This is a genomic window from Nonomuraea sp. NPDC049486, assembly GCF_040676925.1.
GTDB lineage: Bacteria > Actinomycetota > Actinomycetes > Streptosporangiales > Streptosporangiaceae > Nonomuraea > Nonomuraea ferruginea.
Window position 1 is genome coordinate 217,300 of the sequence record NZ_JBFAPV010000007.1, and the last position, 18,300, is coordinate 235,599.

21 protein-coding genes and 1 tRNA gene are annotated in these 18,300 nt (G+C 71.5%); 13 read left to right on the top strand and 9 right to left on the bottom strand.

All coding sequences use genetic code 11. The features are described 5' to 3' along the window. Positions 1-42: 42 nt before the first annotated feature. Positions 43-291: a BON domain-containing protein gene (locus AB0K05_RS21925; RefSeq protein WP_148029583.1), complete on the top strand. Its 249-nt coding sequence runs from the start codon at positions 43-45 to the stop codon at positions 289-291. Then, positions 284-1,006: a metallophosphoesterase gene (locus tag AB0K05_RS21930; RefSeq protein ID WP_219543759.1), complete on the top strand. Its 723-nt coding sequence runs from the start codon at positions 284-286 to the stop codon at positions 1,004-1,006. Before AB0K05_RS21925 ends, AB0K05_RS21930 begins: the two co-directional genes overlap by 8 nt. A 137-nt stretch (positions 1,007-1,143) precedes the next feature. Here the strand turns inward: AB0K05_RS21930 and AB0K05_RS21935 are convergent, their stop codons facing one another. After that, on the bottom strand, positions 1,144-1,293 hold the full coding sequence (locus AB0K05_RS21935; protein WP_020543887.1) for a GPGG-motif small membrane protein: 150 nt from the start codon (positions 1,291-1,293) through the stop codon (positions 1,144-1,146). 64 nt (positions 1,294-1,357) lie between these two features. Further along, positions 1,358-1,843: a DUF1360 domain-containing protein gene (locus AB0K05_RS21940; RefSeq protein ID WP_148029584.1), complete on the bottom strand. Its 486-nt coding sequence runs from the start codon at positions 1,841-1,843 to the stop codon at positions 1,358-1,360. A gap of 79 nt (positions 1,844-1,922) precedes the next feature. Here AB0K05_RS21940 and AB0K05_RS21945 point away from each other — a divergent pair, with 79 nt between their 5' ends. The 5 genes from AB0K05_RS21945 (at position 1,923) to AB0K05_RS21965 (ending at position 7,384) form a co-directional block, all read left to right on the top strand. Further along, positions 1,923-2,519, top strand: a complete 597-nt coding sequence (locus AB0K05_RS21945; RefSeq protein ID WP_148029585.1) for a nucleotidyltransferase — start codon at positions 1,923-1,925, stop codon at positions 2,517-2,519. Between the two features lie 252 nt (positions 2,520-2,771). After that, positions 2,772-3,659, top strand: coding sequence for an EamA family transporter (locus AB0K05_RS21950; RefSeq protein ID WP_148029586.1), 888 nt, complete (start codon positions 2,772-2,774; stop codon positions 3,657-3,659). A gap of 113 nt (positions 3,660-3,772) precedes the next feature. Next, positions 3,773-5,965 (top strand): accessory Sec system translocase SecA2, encoded by a 2,193-nt coding sequence (secA2, locus tag AB0K05_RS21955; RefSeq protein WP_308248835.1) that lies wholly within the window; start codon positions 3,773-3,775, stop codon positions 5,963-5,965. A gap of 36 nt (positions 5,966-6,001) precedes the next feature. Further along, positions 6,002-6,376 (top strand): VOC family protein, encoded by a 375-nt coding sequence (locus AB0K05_RS21960; RefSeq protein ID WP_148029587.1) that lies wholly within the window; start codon positions 6,002-6,004, stop codon positions 6,374-6,376. A 123-nt stretch (positions 6,377-6,499) separates the two neighbouring features. Continuing rightward, complete coding sequence (locus AB0K05_RS21965) at positions 6,500-7,384, top strand: DMT family transporter (RefSeq protein WP_148029588.1); 885 nt, start codon at positions 6,500-6,502, stop codon at positions 7,382-7,384. Here the strand turns inward: AB0K05_RS21965 and AB0K05_RS21970 are convergent. Then, positions 7,287-8,447: an FAD-dependent monooxygenase gene (locus AB0K05_RS21970; protein ID WP_364231160.1), complete on the bottom strand. Its 1,161-nt coding sequence runs from the start codon at positions 8,445-8,447 to the stop codon at positions 7,287-7,289. The genes AB0K05_RS21965 and AB0K05_RS21970 overlap by 98 nt on opposite strands. Before the next feature lie 76 nt (positions 8,448-8,523). Between AB0K05_RS21970 and AB0K05_RS21975 the strand changes: the two genes are divergently transcribed. After that, positions 8,524-9,129, top strand: coding sequence for a TetR/AcrR family transcriptional regulator (locus AB0K05_RS21975; RefSeq protein WP_271275386.1), 606 nt, complete (start codon positions 8,524-8,526; stop codon positions 9,127-9,129). Positions 9,130-9,159: 30 nt separating this feature from the next. On the opposite strand, the gene AB0K05_RS21980 is transcribed toward AB0K05_RS21975, so the two are convergent. Further along, positions 9,160-9,738 carry a GNAT family protein gene (locus AB0K05_RS21980; RefSeq protein WP_219543764.1) on the bottom strand — a complete coding sequence of 193 codons (579 nt, stop codon included), beginning with the start codon at positions 9,736-9,738 and terminating at the stop codon, positions 9,160-9,162. Positions 9,739-9,844: 106 nt separating this feature from the next. Here AB0K05_RS21980 and AB0K05_RS21985 point away from each other — a divergent pair, with 106 nt between their 5' ends. From AB0K05_RS21985 to AB0K05_RS21995, 3 genes are read left to right on the top strand one after another with little or no spacing between them, the layout of a single operon-like run. Next, a complete protein-coding gene (locus AB0K05_RS21985) occupies positions 9,845-11,047 on the top strand; it encodes an acyl-CoA dehydrogenase family protein (protein WP_271275385.1) in 1,203 nt (400 codons plus the stop codon). Between the two features lie 22 nt (positions 11,048-11,069). After that, positions 11,070-12,233, top strand: a complete 1,164-nt coding sequence (locus AB0K05_RS21990) for an acyl-CoA dehydrogenase family protein (protein ID WP_148029592.1) — start codon at positions 11,070-11,072, stop codon at positions 12,231-12,233. Continuing rightward, positions 12,230-13,276, top strand: coding sequence for an acyl-CoA dehydrogenase family protein (locus AB0K05_RS21995; protein WP_364231164.1), 1,047 nt, complete (start codon positions 12,230-12,232; stop codon positions 13,274-13,276). Before AB0K05_RS21990 ends, AB0K05_RS21995 begins: the two co-directional genes overlap by 4 nt. Here AB0K05_RS21995 and AB0K05_RS22000 read toward each other — a convergent pair. Continuing rightward, on the bottom strand, positions 13,247-13,837 hold the full coding sequence (locus tag AB0K05_RS22000; protein ID WP_364231166.1) for a TetR/AcrR family transcriptional regulator: 591 nt from the start codon (positions 13,835-13,837) through the stop codon (positions 13,247-13,249). The genes AB0K05_RS21995 and AB0K05_RS22000 overlap by 30 nt on opposite strands. A 172-nt stretch (positions 13,838-14,009) precedes the next feature. On the opposite strand from AB0K05_RS22000, the gene AB0K05_RS22005 reads away from it, so the two are divergent. Next, positions 14,010-14,774 carry a nuclease-related domain-containing protein gene (locus AB0K05_RS22005; protein ID WP_271275384.1) on the top strand — a complete coding sequence of 255 codons (765 nt, stop codon included), beginning with the start codon at positions 14,010-14,012 and terminating at the stop codon, positions 14,772-14,774. A 19-nt stretch (positions 14,775-14,793) separates the two neighbouring features. Here AB0K05_RS22005 and AB0K05_RS22010 read toward each other — a convergent pair whose 3' ends face one another. Continuing rightward, positions 14,794-16,146, bottom strand: coding sequence for a VWA domain-containing protein (locus tag AB0K05_RS22010; protein WP_219543768.1), 1,353 nt, complete (start codon positions 16,144-16,146; stop codon positions 14,794-14,796). Then, a complete protein-coding gene (locus AB0K05_RS22015) occupies positions 16,146-16,979 on the bottom strand; it encodes a MoxR family ATPase (protein WP_148029597.1) in 834 nt (277 codons plus the stop codon). Before AB0K05_RS22015 ends, AB0K05_RS22010 begins: the two co-directional genes overlap by 1 nt. Before the next feature lie 100 nt (positions 16,980-17,079). On the opposite strand from AB0K05_RS22015, the gene AB0K05_RS22020 reads away from it, so the two are divergent. Continuing rightward, a tRNA-Lys gene (locus AB0K05_RS22020) sits at positions 17,080-17,153 on the top strand. A 58-nt stretch (positions 17,154-17,211) separates the two neighbouring features. Here AB0K05_RS22020 and AB0K05_RS22025 read toward each other — a convergent pair. Both AB0K05_RS22025 and AB0K05_RS22030 read right to left on the bottom strand, forming a co-directional pair. After that, positions 17,212-17,742 (bottom strand): hypothetical protein, encoded by a 531-nt coding sequence (locus tag AB0K05_RS22025; RefSeq protein WP_148029598.1) that lies wholly within the window; start codon positions 17,740-17,742, stop codon positions 17,212-17,214. After that, the gene (locus AB0K05_RS22030) at positions 17,735-18,259 is read right to left on the bottom strand and encodes a hypothetical protein (RefSeq protein WP_364231169.1); all 525 of its coding nucleotides are present in this window, start codon (positions 18,257-18,259) and stop codon (positions 17,735-17,737) included. Before AB0K05_RS22030 ends, AB0K05_RS22025 begins: the two co-directional genes overlap by 8 nt. Positions 18,260-18,300 lie beyond the last annotated feature (41 nt).

Consider the following 18,300-nt stretch of genomic DNA (forward strand, 5'->3'; position numbering starts at 1 on the left):
CTTTGCCGGGCATGCGCGGCAGGGAGTATAGGGAGGGAAGCGATGGAAGCTCCGCAGTACGTCGCGGCCCGCGTCCAGGCGGCGCTGGCTGAGGACCGCCGCACGCATGAGCTCGGCATCCGTGTCGACGTGAGAGGCGATCAGCTTTTCCTGCGCGGCCAGGTGAGCGGGGCCGAGCAACGTGAACGGCTCGGCGAGGTGGCCAGGGAGGCCGCTCCCGACCTTCACGTGCACAACGAGATCAACGTCGTCGAGGTCGGCAGGCCAGGGGAGGTAGAGCATCTTGACTGAACTGCGCATCGCGGCCGTGGGAGACATCCACCTGGGTGAGGACGTGCGCGGCCAGTACCGCAAGAGCCTGGACGGCATCGGGGACCGCGCCGACATCCTCATGGTGGCCGGCGACCTGACCCGGCACGGCACGCTGGAGGAGGGCAGGGTGGTGGCCGACGAGCTGCGCGACCTGCCGATCCCGGTCGTGGCCGTGCTCGGCAACCACGACTACCACTCCGACATGCAGCACGAGATCGCCAGTGAGCTGCGCGACGCCGGCGTCATCGTGCTGAACGACGACAGCGCGGTCATCGAGTGCGACGGCACGCGGCTCGGCGTGGTCGGCGGCAAGGGCTTCGGCGGCGGGTTCGCGGGCAAGTGCGCGAGCGAGTTCGGCGAGCGCGAGACCAAGAACTTCGTCCGCCACACCCGGCTGATCGCCGAGTCCTGGCAGCACGCGCTGAAGGAGATCGACGCCGACCGCCGGGTGGTGCTGTCGCACTACTCTCCGATCAAGGAGACGCTGGAGGGCGAGCCGCTGGAGATCTACCCGTTCCTGGGCAGTTACCTGCTCGCCGAGGCGGTCGACACGGCGGGTGCCGACCTGATCCTGCACGGCCACGCGCACAGGGGCACCGAGAAGGGCATGACCTCCGGCGGCATCCGCGTGCGCAACGTCGCCCTGCCGGTGCTCGGCGCCGCTTACGCGGTCTACTGCCTGGCCGACGAGTAGCCGTTCATGGTGAAGCCCTTCCCGGAGACCGGGAAGGGCTTCTTCGGCGTACAACTCCTTCTTCATTTATGGCAATTCATCGGGCCGGTGATAAACACCGGCCCGACGAACGAGCGTGTGGGGCGTCAGAACACGCCCTACACATTGAAGATGCTGACCCCACCGGGGCCGACCAGGAACCCGAGAACGATCAGGACGATCCCCCAGAGGAGATCGCGACGGGCCAGAATCACATAGATGCCGGCGATGACGAGAATTACCGCGATGATCCAGAGCAAAGTAGCCATGACACAGCCACTGCCCTCGTGGCGGGACCTTTAACATTCGATGTGCCGCCGATATTTTCCTCTTTCATGAGGCGGACCTGGCGAGCTTGGCGTACGCGAACTGCAGCCAGTCGGAGGCGGCCACCGCCGTCATCGCCGCTCCCACCAGCCTGGTCGCGCGCGGCGCGAACACCAGGCCGATGGCGTAACCCGTGGCCGCCCACTGGGCGATGCAGAACGGGCAGCTCACCAGCTCGCCGACCGTGTTGCGCGGCTCCTCCTTCAGCTCCGACGGCCCGCTCACGCCCTCGAACCGGGTGAACGGCGCCCTGATCGGGCTGGTGACCGGATCCTTGGCCAGGAGGCGGGCGAGCTTGTGCGTGCAGGCCGCCATCAGGGCCACGTCCATCGGCCCGATCCGCTCCGGCGGCCGCCTGCCGGTGAGCTTCGCCGCGACGGCCGCCGCCGCCACGACCGTCCCGTACACGCCGATGATGCGGGCGTAGGTGCCCAGGGGACGATCGTGCTCGCCCTCGTACTCCTGCCCGGTCTTTTCCAGGTACTCCGTCATGGGGTCGCGGCTACCCTTCGGCCGTCGGTTCACGCGCCGGGACAGGCCTATTCGAAGGGCCTGAGGGTAGCCCGCTCTCATGAGCAGTCATAGTCATGAGGTCACTGACGCCATCCTTGACACGCTCAAACGGGCGAGCTCCGGTTTGAAGGACGCGGGCGTGAAATTCGCCTTGGCGGGAGGGTGCGCCGCGTACGCGCGCGGCGCGGCGCCGTCCCTGCACGACGTGGACTTCGTGGTCACCGAGCACGACGTGCCCGCGGCTCTGGAAGCGCTGCGGGGCATCGGTTTCCGGACGGCCAAGCCGCCCGAGGACTGGCTGGTCAAGGCGTACGACGACGGCAAGCTGGTGGATCTGATCTTCAAGGTGTCCGACCGCCCGGTCACTGACGAGTTGCTGAACCGGGCCGAGCCGATGAAGGCGTCGGCGGTGATCGTGCCGGTCCTGGAGGCCACGGACCTGGTGATCTCCTGGCTGATGCCGCTGTCGGAGCACGCCTGCGACTACGGCGCGCTGCTGCCCCAGGTCAGGGCGCTGCGGGAGCAGGTGGACTGGTCCAGGGTCGCGGCGGTGACCGGGTCCTCCCCGTACGCGGCCACGTTCCTGACCCTGCTCGAACGGCTGGCCGTGCTGGAGAAGCCGGTCGAGCCCGCGGGTGACACCTCCTGGCCGTGAGCCACGGGGGGACCGCCGTGGGCCGCGTCGCCGGGCGCGGCCTTTTCGATGTCCCCGGGCGGGCTCGCCGATTTCGGGATGAACGCTGCTTTCCGTCCCGGCTAAGGTGAGCCCGTGCCGCGATTGATCTGCTCCCCTCCTCCCGCCCGCTAGCGGGCGGCATTTCCTGATTTTCCGGGTCTGACCGATCCGGGGGTGGCTGCTGCCCGCATCCGGGCCCTTCTCCACCACTCCCATCCGGAGCGATCTGTCATGACCCAACTGTCCATCCGGCGTGCCACCGGGTACGTCGTCACGGCCGCGGCTGCGTGGGGCACCGGCGGCGCGGCGGGATCCCTGCTGTTCGCCGCGGGCGGCTTCGACGCCCTCGACGTCACCTTCTGGCGCTTCCTCCTCGGCGCCGCGTTCCTCCTGCCCCTGCTCGGCGGGGCGTCCTGGCGGCTGGACCGCCACGTGCTGGTCGTCGGCGCGGGCATGGCCGTCTACCAGGCCGCCTACTTCGCGGCCATCGCGCGCTCGGGGGTCGCGGTGGCCACCGTGATCACCATGGGCGCGACGCCCGTGTTCACCGCCCTCGGCGGGCGTCTTCTCCTCGGCGAGCGGCTCGGCCGGTCCGGCCTCGCCGCACTCCTGGCCGCCCTGACGGGACTCGCCCTCCTGATGGCGGGCTCCCCGGAGGCGCCTGGCGGCTCCGGGGCGGGGGGCGCGCTCGGCGGGGCCGGGTTCGCGCTGCTGTCGGCGTTCGGTTACGCCGGGGTGACGTTGTTGTCACGGCGGCTCGGCACGGCGGAGGAGCCGGGGGACCCGCTGGCCACCGCCGCGGCCGGGTTCCTCGTGGGGGCCGCGTGCGTGCTGCCGTTCGCGCTGGCCGGCGGGGTGCTGCCCCGGCTGAGCTGGGAGAGCGCGGCGCTGCTCGCGTTCCTCGGCGCGGTGCCCACCGCGCTGGCCTACGGGCTGTTCTTCCGCGCGCTCACCGCGCTGAGCGCCACCACCGTCGCCATCGTCTCCCTGGGCGAGGCCGCCTTCGCTGCCCTGATCGGGGTGGCGTTGCTCGGTGAGCGACCCGGCCCCGCGGGCTGGGCCGGATGCGCGTTGCTGCTGCTGGCCGGGGTGTTCCCGGCCCGGCGGGCGCGGGGCTAGCGGACGGGTGAGTGCGGTCCGTCGTATGGGTTAAGGTCCGTACGGCGGACCGCTGCGCCCCGGCGCGAGGGAACGGCGCCGGCGAAGCGCGCGTTGGAGGAACTGTGGCCTCGATAACAGGAATCGTCAGGAACCTTCTGGACCGCCCCGGAGGGGCGAACCTGAGCCCCTACCGGAAGGTCGTCAAGGCCGCCGCCGGGCACGCCGACCGCCTCAAGACGCTCGACGAGCTGCCCCGGCCCGACATGAGCGACCTGGCCGCGTTCTGCGCCGTCGCCAGGGAGGCGGCCGACCGCACCCTCGGGCTCCGTCCGTACGACGTGCAGTTGCTCGGCACGCTCGCGCTGCTCGACGGCAAGGTCGCGGAGATGGCCACCGGCGAGGGCAAGACGCTCTCCGGCGCCATGGCGGCCGCGGGCTACGCCCTGAAGGGCAGGCGGGTGCACGTCATGTCCGTCAACGACTACCTCGCCAGGCGCGACGCCGAGTGGATGGCCCCCTTCTACGAGGCCATGGGGGTCACCGTCGGCTGGCTCGACCAGAACTCCACGCCCGCCGAGCGGCGCGAGGCGTACGCGAAGGACATCACCTACGGGCCGGTCAGCGAGATCGGCTTCGACGTGCTGCGCGACCGGCTGCGCACCGACGCGAGCGAGCTGATCGTGCCGGAGCCGGAGGTGGCGCTGGTCGACGAGGCCGACTCGGTCCTGGTCGACGAGGCCAGGGTGCCGCTGGTGATGGCCGGCTCGTCCGACGCCGGCAACACCGTGCCCGAGATGGCGGTGCTGGTCCGCACACTCGTCCGCGGCTACCACTACGAGATCGACGAGCAGGCCCGCAACGTCTACCTGACGCCCAAAGGCGCCGAGACGGTCGAGAAGCGGCTGGACGTCGAGCTCTACGACCAGGACGAGCCCGGCACGCTGATCGAGCTCAACCTCGCCCTGCACGCCCACGCCCTGCTCACCCGCGACGTCGACTACATCGTGCGCGACGGCAAGGTGCAGCTCATCAACCCGTCGCGCGGCCGGGTGGCGGTGCTGCAGCGCTGGCCGAACGGTCTGCAGGCGGCGGTCGAGGCCAAGGAGGCGCTGCCCGCCAGCGACAAGGGCGAGATCCTCGACTCGATCACCATCCAGGGCCTGATCAGGCGCTACCCGAGGGTGTGCGGCATGACCGGCACCGCCGTCGCGGTGCACGAGCAGCTCGGCGAGTTCTACGGGCTGAAGGTCGCGGTGATCCCCCCGAACCGGCCGTGCGTCAGGGAGGACGAGCCCGACCGGATCTACCCGACGGTGCCGGAGAAGGAGTCGGCGCTGGTCGAGGAGATCCAGCGGGTGCACGAAACCGGCAGGCCCATCCTCATCGGCACGCTCGACGTGGCCGAGTCGGAGAACCTCGCCGACCTGCTGCGCCGCCGCGGCCTCGAACCGGTGGTGCTCAACGCCAAGAACGACGCGGAAGAGGCCGCCATCATCGCCAGGGCGGGCGAGCGCGACGCGATCACCGTGTCCACCCAGATGGCCGGCCGCGGCACCGACATCCGTCTCGGCGAGGGCGTCGCTGAGCTGGGCGGCCTGTACGTGATCGGCTCCGGCCGCCACGCCAGCAGCCGCCTGGACGACCAGCTCCGCGGCCGGGCGGGCCGGCAGGGCGACCCGGGCGGCTCGGTGTTCTTCGTCGGCCTGGAGGACGAGCTGGTCACCCAGTTCGCGCCCGACGAGCGGCCGCCCGCCGCCGACCCCGACGGCCTGGTGCGCCACCGCCGCGCCGCCTACATCGTCGGTCACGCCCAGCGCATCGCCGAGGGCGTCAACCTGCAGATCCACCGCAACACCTGGCGATACACCCGGCTGCTCGAGCAGCAGCGCGAGCTCATCCTGGAGTGGCGCGACAAGGTGCTCCACACCGACTCGGCGGCCCGCGCGCTGGCCGCGGCCCACCCCGAGGAGTGGGCGGCGGCGCCGGAGGACACCCGCGAGGAGACGGCCCGTCAGATCGTGCTGCACGCCATCGACACCTGCTGGACCGAGCACCTCGCGTTCCTGCACGACCTGCGCGAGGGCATCCACCTGCGGGCGCTGGGCCGGATGAGCCCGATCGACGAGTTCCAGCGGGAGGCGGTGGCCGAATACAAGACGCTCCAGGCGGAGATCGAGCGACGGTCGCTGGAGGCGTTCCAGGCCCCCGAGCCCGACCTGAAGCGTCCCGAGGCCACCTGGACCTACCTGGTGCAGGACAACCCGTTCGGCACCGAGTGGGACCGCATCCTCAAGCGGATCAAGGGCGGCCCCGCCCGTACCTGACAGTAGTTGGCAGGTATGCCTGGCAGGCTGCGGAGCATGACGACGAAAGCGAAGCTCCTCGCCACGACCATCGACTGCGCGGAGCCGAAGAAGCTGGCGGAGTTCTACCACCAGCTGACCGGCCTGCCCATCCAGTACTCGGAGGACGAGTACGCCGCCGTGGGCGACGGCACGACCAACATCTACTTCGGCAGGGTGCCCGACCGCGAGCCGGTCCCGTGGCCCAGCCCCGCCAAGCAGTTCCACTTCGACTTCCGGGTGCCCGACGTGGAAAAGGCCGTCGAGGAGTACGTCGCGCTGGGCGCCACCAGGCCGGAGTTCCAGCCGGGCGTCACCGACGAGGGCGTGGGCTGGATCGTGATGCAGGACCCGGAGGGCCACGCGTTCTGCGTCTGCCCAGAGAAGTCCTGAACCCGGAGGGCCAGATCACGGCCCCCTTAAGGGGAAGAATGGCCTAAAGGATGATTCGGGGCTGGCGCGTACCCTCTAAGCTGGGGCAATGCTCCAAGGATCTCCTCCCCTCCGAGCACGCCCATGACCTGGATCGGCGTGCTCATCGCGCTGGCGGGCGCTCTCGGATACGCGCTGGGGGCGGCGCTGCAGCAGTACGAAGCCGTGGCCGAGGGTGCGTCGCTCAGGCTGATGCGGCGCCCCCGATGGTGGATCGGCGGCGTCATCGGGTTCACCGGCGCGTGCCTCCACGCGGTCGCGCTGAGCTTCGCGCCGCTGGTGGCGGTCCAGCCGATCAGCGTGGCGACGCTGGTGTTCGCGGTGCCGCTGGCCGCCTTCATGTACGGTCGCAAACCGTACAAGGCGGAGATCTTCGGCTCGATCGCGGTGGCGGTGGGCCTGCTCTGGCTGATGATGCTGGTGCCCCACCAGGACGTCACGCCCCGGCTGAGCGACGGGGCCGCGCTCGGGTTCATCGGCGTGATCACGCTGATCGCGCTGGCCACGCAGGTCGCCGCGGCCCGGGTGCGCGGGCCGGTCAGGGCGATGCTGCTGGCGATCGGCGCGGGCGCGGTCACGGCCAGCGTCTCGACGTTCGTCCGGGTGGTGGGGGGCGGCCTGGAGGGCGACCTCGGGCGGCTGGTCCACTGGTTCACGCTGGCCATCCCGGTGCTGCTGATCTTCGCGGTGGTGCTGCTGCAGCGCTCCTACGCGGTCGGCTACTTCGGCATCGCCTACGCGGGCGTGCAGGTGGTCGACCCGATCACGTCGGTGATGGCCGGCGCGCTGCTGCTCGGCGAGTCGTTGCCGACCAGCCCGTCCACCGCGATCCCCGCCGTGTGCGCGGCGGCGCTGACCATCGCCGGCACGATCACGCTCGGCCGTCTCGCACCCGATCACTCCCGGCCGGCGCCGGTGGCCGCCACCGCAGAACCCCGTCCATTTGCCGCAGCATCAGATCTGGCGTGACCCGCGTGGCCAGCGACATGCCCAGGTCGCGCAGGGCCACGGCGAGCGGGTCGCGCAGCTTGGTCGTCCGGCAGATGCTCATGGCCTTGCGCACGATCCCGGCGGTGCGGCTCAGCCTGGCCTCGGTGTAGGCGGCCAGGTCGCCCCCGGCGAGGTGGGCGAGCACGACCGCGTCCTCGATCGACTGGCAGGCGCCCTGGCCCAGGTGGGGCGTCATCGCATGGGCCGCGTCGCCCACCAGCGCCACCCGCCCCGCGTGCATCGCGGGCAGCGGCTCGCGCAGGTAGTAGAGGTCGTTGCGCAGGACGTGGGCCGGGTCGGCGGTGCGCAGCAGCTCGGGGATCGGCTCGTGCCAGCCGCCGAACCTGCGCACCAGCTCCGCCCTCTCGTCACCGGCGGCGCCGCCTGCGGGCGCGACGTCGGTGGCGTAGAAGTACACCGTCTTCTCGTCCAGCGGGTGCGCGCCGAACACCAGCCCCCGGCCCCAGGTCTCGCTGTTGCGCGACGTCGCGGCCGGCATGGGCGCCAGGCCGCGCCAGGCCGTCACCCCCGAGTAGACCGGCCCGGGATGGCCGGGGAAGAGCGCCCGGCGGGTCGGGGAGTGGATGCCGTCGGCCGCCACGACCAGGTCGCCGGTGAACTCGCCGGCGTCCGTCCGCACGGTGCCCGTGGCGGCGTCCACGCCGGTGACCGTGGTGCCGAGGCGTAGCCGGTCGGGCCCGAGGGCCTCGGCCAGCAGGTCCACCAGCTGGGCGCGGAGCAGCACCACGGCCGTCCGGTCGCCGTAGCGCTCCTCGGCCGCGCTGCCGCTGGTGTGGGTGAGCCAGCGGCCGTCGGGCCTGCGGATCCCGATCTGCCCCTGCATCCTGGCGCGCGCCCGCACCGGGTCGCCGAGCCCTACGGTGTCAAGGGCGCGCAGCGCGTTGACCGCTATGGCCAGCCCGGAGCCGACCGGTTCGAGCTTCGGCGTCCGCTCCAGGACGGTGACGTCCCATCCCTTGCGGTCCAGGGCGACACCCGCGGTCAGCCCTCCGATGCCGCCACCGATGACGATCGCTTTCATGTCCATCCCCTCACTACTCCTGTAGTGGCAACATACTACGCCCGTAGTTTGGACTACAAGCGTAGTATCGGGGTCCGTGAAGCGATCCGAGGCCGTGGCGGAAGCGGCGATCACCCTGCTGGCCGAGCGGGGCATGCGCGGGCTGACCCATCGGGCGGTCGACGAGGCCGCCGGGCTGCCGCCCGGGTCCACGTCCAACGTGGCCCGCACCCGCGCCGCGCTCCTGGAGCTCACCCTGTCGCGGCTCACCGACCTGGAGGAGCGGCTGTTCTCCGGGGCGATGGGCGACGGGCCGCCGCCGGGCGCCGACCTGACCGAGCTGCTCGCCGGAGTGCTGACGGCCCAGCTGCGCGACCGGCGGCGCACGCTGGCCCGCTACGAGCTGGCGCTGGAGGCGACCAGGCGGCCGGAGCTGCGGGAGATCTACGACCGGGCGGGCCGCCGGTTCCGCGATCCCGCCGTCGCCCTGCTCGCCGCCGCGGGCTCGCGTGATCCGGTACGGCACGGCCGCCAGCTCGTGGCGTTCGCCGAGGGCGTCATGTTCGACGTCATCGCCGGTGCGGGCGCCGAGCCGTCGCCGGACGACCTGCGGGCCGGCGTGCGGGATCTGCTGAGAGGCATGCTCGCCGACCAGGGCGACGGCCGGAGCGCCGCCGGCCGGAGCCGGCGGCGGCAGGGCTGACACCGGGACGGCGGCGGGGCGGGCCGGGCGTCAGCCGGTGAGGCGGGCGCGGTGGGACGGCCATTCGTCGTCGAGGATGCCGAAGCAGGCCGTGTCGCGCCAGGTGCCGTCCGGCCTGCGGCGGTGGCGGCGGAGCGTGCCCTCGTGCAGCCCGCCGATCCGCTTGATGGCGGCCTGGGAGCGCAGGTTGAGCGCGTCGGTCTTGAGCAGCACCCGGTTGTGGCCGAGCTTGTCGAAGGCATGGTCGAGGAGCAGGAGCTTGCAGGAGGTGTTCACGGCCGAGCGCCAGTGGGCGCGGCCGTACCAGGTCCAGCCGATCTCGACGCTCTCGTCGAACCCCGGCACGTCGCAGTAGGCGGTCCAGCCGACCGCCCGCCCGGTCTCCTTGAGCAACACGGCCAGCGGCACATGCCTGTCGTCCTCGATCAGCGCCCGGGCGGCCGCCGCCAGCTCCTCCTCGGCGCGCGGGGTGGCGATCGGCATCCACCGCCACACCTCGTCGTCACCGCCGCCCGCGGCGAACAGGTCCGGCACGTGGCCGGGGGAGAGGGGTTCCAGCCGGACGACGTCGTTCTCCAGCGTCACGGGTGCGGGAAGGTGTGCGGTCATGGCGGTGACCTTACGGGGGACCGGTCCGTACGGGAGAGAGCCACCTGGCGGGTTTTGGCGGAGACCACTGTCGACAGCCATACCGGCCGGTCGGTAGGCTCCCGGCATGGACTTCGCTTTCGACAGCGTCACCGAAGACCTTCGCCGGCGCCTGCTGCAGTTCATGGACGAGTGCGTCTACCCGGCCGAGCCCGCCTTCGAGGAGCAGGCCAAGGCCAGCGGCTGGGGCGTCCCGCCGCTCGTCGAGGACCTGAAGGACGAGGCGAGGAAGCGTGGCCTGTGGAACCTGTTCCTGCCCGGTGACCACGGCGCCGGGCTGACCAACCTCCAGTACGCGCCGCTCGCGGAGATCATGGGCCGCAGCCCGCGGCTGGCGCCCGTGGCGACCAACTGCGCCGCGCCCGACACCGGCAACATGGAGGTGCTCTCCATGTTCGGCAGCGAGTGGCAGCGCAAGGAGTGGCTGCGCCCGCTGCTCGACGGCGAGATCCGCTCGGCGTTCGCGATGACCGAGCCCGACGTGGCCTCCTCCGACGCCACCAACATCGCCACCTCGATCGTCCGTGACGGCGGCGAGTACGTCATCAACGGCCGCAAGTGGTTCACCTCCGGCGCGATGAACCCGAACTGCAAGATCTTCATCGTGATGGGCAAGACCGACCCCGAGGCGCCCAAGCACCGCCAGCAGAGCATGATCCTGGTGCCCCGCGACACCCCCGGCATGGACATCCGGCGCGGCATGAGCGTCTTCGGCTACGACGACGCCGACCACGGCGGGCACGCCGAGATCCTCTTCGAGGACGTCCGCGTCCCGGCGGAGAACCTCGTCGGGGAGGAGGGCGGCGGCTTCGCCATCGCCCAGGCCAGGCTCGGCCCCGGCCGGATCCACCACTGCATGCGCCTGATCGGCATGGCCGAGCGGGCCGTCGAGCTGATGTGCGGCAGGGCGCTGGCCAGGACCGCGTTCGGCAAGCCGATCGCCCGGCAGGGCGTGGTGCAGGACTGGATCGCCGAGTCCCGCATCAAGATCGAGCAACTGCGCCTGCTCGTGCTGAAGACCGCCTGGCTCATGGACACCGTCGGCAACCAGGGCGCCCACACCGAGATCCAGGCCATCAAGATCTCCACCCCGATCACCGTGGAGTGGATCCTCGACAAGGCCATCCAGGTGCACGGCGCGGGCGGCGTCTCCCAGGACTTCCCGCTGGCCGGGCTCTGGGCCGGGGCCCGGTCGCTGCGCCTGGCCGACGGGCCGGACGAGGTGCACAAGCGGTCGCTGGCCTACCGCGAGCTCAAGAAGCACATGTGATCCCCCGACGACAGGAGCTGGAGTGGACGAAGCACGGCTCAAGGAACGCGTCGCCGCGTTCCTGAGTGAGAACGACCCGGCAGGCGACCGGCTGGAGTTCCTGCGCGCCAGGTTCGACGCCGGCCTGGCCTGGGTCTGGTTCCCCGAAGGGCTCGGCGGTCTCGGGCTCTCCCGTGACATGCAGGCGGTCGTGGAGCGGGAGCTGGCCGGCACCCCGCAGATCGACGGCGGCGTGCAGGGCATCGGCCTGGGCATGGCCGCGCCCACCATCCTCGCCTTCGGCACCGAGGAGCAGAAGCGGCGCTTCCTGCGGCCGCTGTGGACCGGCGAGGAGATCTGGTGCCAGCTCTTCAGCGAGCCCGGCGCCGGCTCCGACCTGGCCACGCTCGCCACCCGGGCGGTCCGGGACGGCGACGAGTGGGTGGTCGACGGGCAGAAGGTGTGGACGTCGGGCGCCCACCACGCCCGCTGGGCCATCCTGGTCACCCGCACCGACCCCGGCGTGCCCAAGCACCGCGGCCTGACGTACTTCGTCTGCGACATGCAGGCGCCCGGCGTCGACGTTCGGCCGCTGCGGCAGATCACCGGCGAGGCCGAGTTCAACGAGGTCTTCCTGACCGGCGTCCGGCTCGCCGACGACCTGCGGCTGGGCGCGGTCGGCGACGGCTGGCGGGTCGCGCAGACGACGCTGATGAACGAGCGGGTGGCCATCGGCGGCGGCGGTGGCGCCCGCGGCGGCGGCATGGTGGGCGGCGTGCTGCGCTCCTGGCGGGAGCACCCCGAGCTGCGCACCCACGACCTGCACCAGCGGCTGCTGTCGCTCTGGGTGGAGGCCGAGGTGACCCGCCTGTCGGGCGCCAGGCTGCGCGAGCAGCTCGCCGCCGGCCAGCCGGGGCCAGAGGGGTCCGGCATGAAGCTGTCGTTCGCCAAGCTCAACCAGGCGCTGACCGGCCTGGAGATGGAGTTCCTGCGCGACCTCGGCTACGACGACTACGCCTTCCGCCGCTCCGAGACCGTCGACTTCTACGGCCGCGGCCCCGGCTACCGCTACCTGCGCGCCAAGGGCAACTCGATCGAGGGCGGCACCTCGGAGATCCTGCGCAACATCATCTCCGAACGGGTGCTCGGCCTGCCCTCGGAACCCCGCATCGACAAGGACGTGCCCTGGAAGGACCTGCCGCGATGAGCCTGCTGTATTCCGAGGTCGAGGAGGAGCTCCGGGCCGCCGTGCGCGACCTGCTCGCCGACCGCTGCCCGCCGTCGGCGGTGCTCAAGCGCGCCGAGTCGCGGCCGTACGACCCGGACCTGTGGAAGACGCTGGCCGGGGAGATCGGCGTGGCCGGGCTGATCGTCCCCGAGGAGTACGGCGGCGCGGGCGCGTCCGCCAGCGAGGCCGCCGTCGTGCTGGAGGAGCTGGGCCGCGGCATCGCGCCGGTGCCGTTCTTCACCAGCTCGGTGCTGGCCACCCGCGCGCTCGTCCAGGCGGGGGCGGGCGAGCTGCTCGAACGGCTGGCCGACGGGCGCTCGACGGCCGCGCTGGCGGTGTCGTTCGCCGCGTCCCCGTACCGGCCCGACCGCGGCGCGTCGGTGCGGCACTCGGGCGGGACGCTGTCCGGCACGGTCACCGGCGTCGCCGGGGCCGACGTGGCCGACGTGCTGCTCGTCCCGGTCGAGGGCGACCTGTATCACGTGGAGGGCGCCGAGGTGCGGGCGGAGACCTCGTTCGACCTCACCCGGCCGGTCTCCACCGTCACGTTCGACGGCGCGGGCGCCACCCGCGTGGGCGACGTGGACCTGGTGGCCGTCCTGCGGTTCGGCGCCGGGCTGCTGGCCTCCGAGCAGTACGGGGTCGCGCAGTGGTGCCTGGACACCACGCTGGCCTACGTCAAGGAGCGTCACCAGTTCGCCCGGCCGGTCGGCTCCTTCCAGTCGATCAAGCACCGGCTGGCCGACCTGTGGTTGGACGTGGTGCGCGCCCGCGCCGCCGCCCGCAACGCCGTCACCGAGGACACGCCGGTCGCGGCCGCCGTGGCCCAGGCGTGGAACGCGGGCGTGGCCGTACGCGCCGCGGAGGAGGCGCTGCAGTTGCACGGCGGGATCGGCATGACCTGGGAGCACCCGCTGCACCTGTATCTCAAGCGCGCCAAGTCCGCGGAGGTCGCGCTCGGCACGCCGGGCGACCACCGGGAGGCGCTGGCCTCACTCGCCGGGGTGCCCGCCCCCGAGTGAGGTGAGCAGCAGGTCGGCGAAGTGCTCGCCCACCTGGGCACCGGTCAGCGGCCCGTCCGCGTGGAACCAGGTGCCCAGGTGGTGCACCGAGCCGAAGAAGTAGTCGACGACCAGCTCGGCCGGCACCCGGTCGCTGAACACGCCCTCGCGCTGGCCCTCCAGCACCAGGTCGCGGAAGCGCTCGTGGTAGCGGCGGCGCTCGGCCCGCACGGTCTTGCGGGTCTCGGGGGCGAGCAGGTGCATCGAGCGGAAGAAGATCTTGGAGTCGTCGAGGTTGTCCGTCGTGGTCTCCACCACGTCGGCGGCCGCCCGGTGCAGCCGCTCCACGACCGTGCCGCCGCTGTCGGCGATCTGCGTCAGGCGCTGCATCTGCATGCGCAGGACCCTGGCGTAGATCTCGTGCAGCAGGTCGTCCTTGGAGTCGAAGTAGTGGTACATGGCGCCCTTGGTGACGCCCGCCGCGACGACGATCTCCTGCACCGAGGTGCTCTCGAAGCCCTGCTCGGCGAAGAGCCTGGTGGCCTCGCCGAGGAGCCGCTGGCGTACCGGTTCATCTTTCACGGGGCAAGCATACCGACTGGTCGGTTGAGCGTCTTGATTGTGGCCCTGGAGGTACCAATTACGTCACCTTAGGCTCGCCTTGCTTCGGCATGGGGTATCTCTTAGTTCGGCGAGGGATCTTCGGCGTAGCAGATCCTGTGGTTTCACGACATCTTCATTCGGGGAGTTTGCCGTGCCCGGTGGCTCTATCTACGTGCAGCAGGACGAGAAATTCACAGGATCGTCTCCGCAGTGGTGGTACGAGAAGTTCTGGCGGGAGGGAGCCCAGAGCAGGCGCCGCTCCCGCATGGTCAAGGCGGCGGTGGGAGCCGTCGCCGGGTTCGCGATCGCGCTCCGGTTCACCCTTCCGGCGCCCGTCCTCTACGCCGTCGCGCTCGGCGGCGTCGTCGCGGGCATCGACTGGTGGCTCGACTGGCGCGCGTTCCGGGCCACCGCGGTCTGGCGGGGCAGGCGGCGCGGCGAGGCCATCACGGGCCGGCTGCTGCGGCGCTCCCTCGGCAGGCAGGGCTATCGCGTGCTCGACGGCCGCGCCATCAGGGACCAGGCGTCCATCGACCACCTGGTGATCGGGCCGGGCGGGGTGTGGATCGTCGACAACGAGTCGTGGAGCCCGGACACCGAGATCGCCTCCTACAACGGGCGGCTGTTCTTCGGCGAGAAGTACGGCACGAAAACGGCCAAGCCGCTGTGCGACGCCGCGCAGGCGTTCGCCGAGCTGCTCGGCCGCGAGACCGGCATCCAGATCTCCATCAGCCCGCTGATGGCCGTCCACTGCGGCATGCTGCCGCGCGGCGGCTCGCTCACGGCCGAGGGCGTCACCTTCCTCAAGCCGCGCCTGGTGGCCAGGCACATCAAGGCCAACCAGAAGGCCCTGCTGGACGCCGCGCAGATCGAGCTGCTGGCCCGCACCGCCGCCCGCGAGCTGCAGCGCGTCTGACCCGCCGCCCGGCGACGGGTCAGGCGATGTCCTCGATGAACGCGGTCAGCTGGGCCACGTTCCTGCACTCGTGCATCGGCACCACCGTGCCGTAGTCGGTGGCGATCGAGTCGCCGGTGTCCCACTGGCGGCGCGGCTCCGGGTTCAGCCAGTACGCGTGGCGGGCCTTGCCGGCCAGCGACTTCAGCACCTCCAGGGCGGGCGGCTGGTAGTTGGAGCGGGCGTCGCCCAGGATGAGCAGGGAGCTCTTCGGGCCGATCGCGTCGCCGTAACGCTCGGCGAACGTCTCCAGCGCGTGCCCGTAGTTGGTGCGGCCGAAGCGCACCATGTCGGCCTCGGTCGCCAGCCGGCTCATCGCGTCCAGCACGTCGGCGCCGGGCTGGAAGAACCGGGTGATCTCGTCCACGGTGTCCACGAACCCGAACGCCCGCACCTTCGTGAACTGCTCCCGCAGCGCGTACGTGAGCAGCAGCGTGAAGTGCGCGAACGACGACACCGAGTCGCTGGTGTCGCAGAGGATGACCAGCTCGGGCTTGTGCGGCCGGGGCGGCTTGAAATGGGTGTCCATCGGCACGCCGCCGCTCTGCAGCGAGGCCCGCACGGTGCGGCGGAAGTCCAGCCGCCCGCGCCTGCCCTTCCTGTGCTTGATCGTCAGCCGCGCGGCCAGCCTGCGGGCCAGCGGATGGACCTCGCGGCGCAGCCGGGCCAGGTCGGCCTTGGTGACGCGGAGGAAGTCGAGCTGGTCGAGCGGCGGCCGCACGGCCGAGCGGGCGATCTTCTCGATCCCGGAGTCCTCGGCGATGCGGCGGCGCACGTCGGCGGAGACCGCCTCCTCGAACCGCCTGATGCCCGAGTTCACCCGCTGCCGGGCGGTCTTCTCGGCCAGCCCGCCGCGCTCCTGCCCGGCCAGCACCTCGCGCAGGATGCCGGCCATGAGCGTCTCGGGCGACAGGGCGCGCAGCACGCTGTAGGAGAACCAGTTCTGCCGCCCCGGCCGCGCCTCCTGCCTGCCGAAACGGCCCACCATGGCCCGCGCGAACGCGCGCAGCTCGCTCTCCGTGCCGTCCATCAGCAGCCCGGCCAGGTGCTCGCGCAGCTCGGGGACCGGGGCCTGGTCCAGGTCGACGTCCTCACGCTGCCGCAGGCCGCTCGTCGTCGGCGGGAACCACAGGTCGAACAGCACGTCGAAGCCGGGCCGGTTGGCCGGCTTCTTCACCAGCGTGGCCGCGTACGCCTCGCGCAGCGACTCCCTCTCGACCAGGTCGATCACCTGCAGCGCCCGCGCCGCGTCCAGCCCTTCGGCCAGCGACACGGGCAGCCCGGCGTCCCGCAGCGCGTGCACGAATCCGATGTGCCTGTCGACGAGCGACATCAGGCCAGCCCGAGTTCCTTGACGGCGCGCTCGTGGTCGGAGTTGTGCTTGAGCACCACGCCCAAGGTCTCCGCCACGGTCTCCTCGTCCAGGTCGCCCCGCCCGAGCGCCAGCAGCGTGTGGGCCCAGTCGACGGTCTCGGCCACCGACGGCGCCTTCTTCAACTCCAGCGCGCGCAGCGTCGCCACCGTGCGGGCGAGCTGCTCGGCCACGCCGGCGGGCAGCGACGGCACCTGCGCGAGCACGATGTCGCGCTCGCGTTCGGGTGTCGGGTACTCGATGTGCAGGTAGAGGCAGCGCCGCTTGAGCGCCTCCGACAGCTCGCGGGTGGCGTTCGAGGTCAGCACCACGTACGGCCTGCGCCTGGCGACGATCGTGCCCAGCTCCGGGATCGTCACCTGGAAGTCGGACAGCAGCTCCAGCAGCAGGCCCTCGACCTCGACGTCGGCCTTGTCCATCTCGTCGATGAGCAGCACGGTCGGCTCCTCGGCCCTGATGGCCTTGAGCAGCGGCCGCTCCAGCAGGAACTCCTCGGTGAAGATGTCGTCGTCGGCGCTGGTGGCCTGGATGCGCAGCAGTTGCTTCTTGTAGTTCCACTCGTACAGCGCCCGCGCCTCGTCCAGGCCCTCGTAGCACTGGAGCCTGACCAGGGCTGACCCGGTGGCCTGGGCGACGGCCTTGGCCAGCTGGGTCTTGCCGACGCCCGCGGGGCCCTCCACGAGCAGCGGCTTGCCGAGTGCGGCGGCCAGGAACACCGAGGTGGAGATGGCGTCGTCGGAGAGATAGTCGACGGCGGTGAGCCGCTCGGTCACGTCGGCGGGGGATGCGAACATCGATGCTCCTGTCTGGTGGCCGAACTTTATTCTAGCCGGAGATGTCCGCGTCCAACCGATTCGACCAGCATGCGAATCGCCGGTATATTCATGCCCGCAAGCGCCGCTAGCTCAGTTGGTCAGAGCAGCTGACTCTTAATCAGCGGGTCCGGGGTTCGAGTCCCTGGCGGCGTACTCGACGGGAAAGCCCCGGCTCACCATGGTGGGCCGGGGCTTTCCGCTTGTCGTCGTCTCAGCGGCCGTGCAGGCGGAGGAAGTCGTCCAGGCTCCGGTGGTAGAAGGCGAGGTCCTTCTCCAGCTTGGCCCTGGTGACCCGGTCGGGCTCCGACGCGCGCAGCGACCTGCCCGTCTCCGTCCAGAACTCCTCCGATTCGAGCTCGGCGGCGCCGTCGGGGAAGAACTTCAGTGCCTCCTCCAGGGCCTCGGCGGCGAACCGCCAGCCCGACGCCACCTCGTCGTGCTTGCGGGCGTCCGAGGGGTCGGCGGCGGAGTACAGCGCGCCCTCCATCGCCCGGCGCGCGTACGTGGTCGCGATGAGCACCCACTGGCCGGGGTCGATCAGCTCCGACACCCCGGCGCCGAACACCAGGTCCCGCTCCCTCGCCCGCGCCTCGGACTCGCGGGGCACGAGCACCTCCGCCCCGCCGAGGCGCACCACCCAGCCGTCCGCCGTCTCCTGGGTGGTCGCGTCGCGCGAGCCGCCGGCCAGGTCGAGGTATACGTACGCCTCCACGAGCGTGCGGGCGCGCTTCCGCTCAGGCATACCGCTCCACCAGCCCCTGGTAGGTGTCCCGCACGACCAGCAGCCGGTCGAGCTGGAACCGGCCCGGCTCCTGCGCCCGCATCCGCTGCCCCCGCTCCGACCAGAACCCGTCGTCGGGCACCTCGTCCGCGCCCGGCGGCACGAACTTGACCACCTCCGCCACGGCCGCCGCCGCGACCCGCAGCGTGCGCTCCGCCTCGGCCGGGTCGTCCGTCGGCACGTTGCCCGCCGACAGGTCGGCCACCCACATCCACTCGCCCGCGTCGAGCAGCTCCGACGGCTCCTCCCCGCCGAACGTCGGATAACCGGCGGGCATCAGGGGCCGCTCCGGCAGGCCGAACACGTACTCCCGGGGTGTCCCGCACGCCTCGCACGTGCCGTGGTAGCGGTTGACCAGCTCGCCGTCCACGCTGACCAGCCCGCTCTGCCAGGAGGTTTCCACCGACCCGCAGGCGCACGGGTGCAGATCGAGATAGAGGTGGGCCTCGTCCCTCGTCCTCGCCACCGCGAACGTCATGACAGTCCTCTCGCTCGGGATTCCCCATGATGCCGGAACTC

Excerpts from the sequence above, each read along its gene's own strand:
- AB0K05_RS21925 (WP_148029583.1), top strand. The coding sequence starts at position 43 with ATGGAAGCTCCGCAGTACGTCGCGGCCCGCGTCCAGGCGGCGCTGGCT.
- AB0K05_RS21935 (WP_020543887.1), bottom strand. The coding sequence starts at position 1,293 with ATGGCTACTTTGCTCTGGATCATCGCGGTAATTCTCGTCATCGCCGGC.
- AB0K05_RS21940 (WP_148029584.1), bottom strand. The coding sequence starts at position 1,843 with ATGACGGAGTACCTGGAAAAGACCGGGCAGGAGTACGAGGGCGAGCAC.
- AB0K05_RS21945 (WP_148029585.1), top strand. The coding sequence starts at position 1,923 with ATGAGCAGTCATAGTCATGAGGTCACTGACGCCATCCTTGACACGCTC.
- AB0K05_RS21950 (WP_148029586.1), top strand. The coding sequence starts at position 2,772 with ATGACCCAACTGTCCATCCGGCGTGCCACCGGGTACGTCGTCACGGCC.
- AB0K05_RS21960 (WP_148029587.1), top strand. The coding sequence starts at position 6,002 with ATGACGACGAAAGCGAAGCTCCTCGCCACGACCATCGACTGCGCGGAG.
- AB0K05_RS21965 (WP_148029588.1), top strand. The coding sequence starts at position 6,500 with ATGACCTGGATCGGCGTGCTCATCGCGCTGGCGGGCGCTCTCGGATAC.
- AB0K05_RS21970 (WP_364231160.1), bottom strand. The coding sequence starts at position 8,447 with ATGAAAGCGATCGTCATCGGTGGCGGCATCGGAGGGCTGACCGCGGGT.
- AB0K05_RS21980 (WP_219543764.1), bottom strand. The coding sequence starts at position 9,738 with ATGACCGCACACCTTCCCGCACCCGTGACGCTGGAGAACGACGTCGTC.
- AB0K05_RS21985 (WP_271275385.1), top strand. The coding sequence starts at position 9,845 with ATGGACTTCGCTTTCGACAGCGTCACCGAAGACCTTCGCCGGCGCCTG.
- AB0K05_RS21995 (WP_364231164.1), top strand. The coding sequence starts at position 12,230 with ATGAGCCTGCTGTATTCCGAGGTCGAGGAGGAGCTCCGGGCCGCCGTG.
- AB0K05_RS22010 (WP_219543768.1), bottom strand. The coding sequence starts at position 16,146 with ATGTCGCTCGTCGACAGGCACATCGGATTCGTGCACGCGCTGCGGGAC.
- AB0K05_RS22015 (WP_148029597.1), bottom strand. The coding sequence starts at position 16,979 with ATGTTCGCATCCCCCGCCGACGTGACCGAGCGGCTCACCGCCGTCGAC.
- AB0K05_RS22025 (WP_148029598.1), bottom strand. The coding sequence starts at position 17,742 with ATGCCTGAGCGGAAGCGCGCCCGCACGCTCGTGGAGGCGTACGTATAC.
- AB0K05_RS22030 (WP_364231169.1), bottom strand. The coding sequence starts at position 18,259 with ATGACGTTCGCGGTGGCGAGGACGAGGGACGAGGCCCACCTCTATCTC.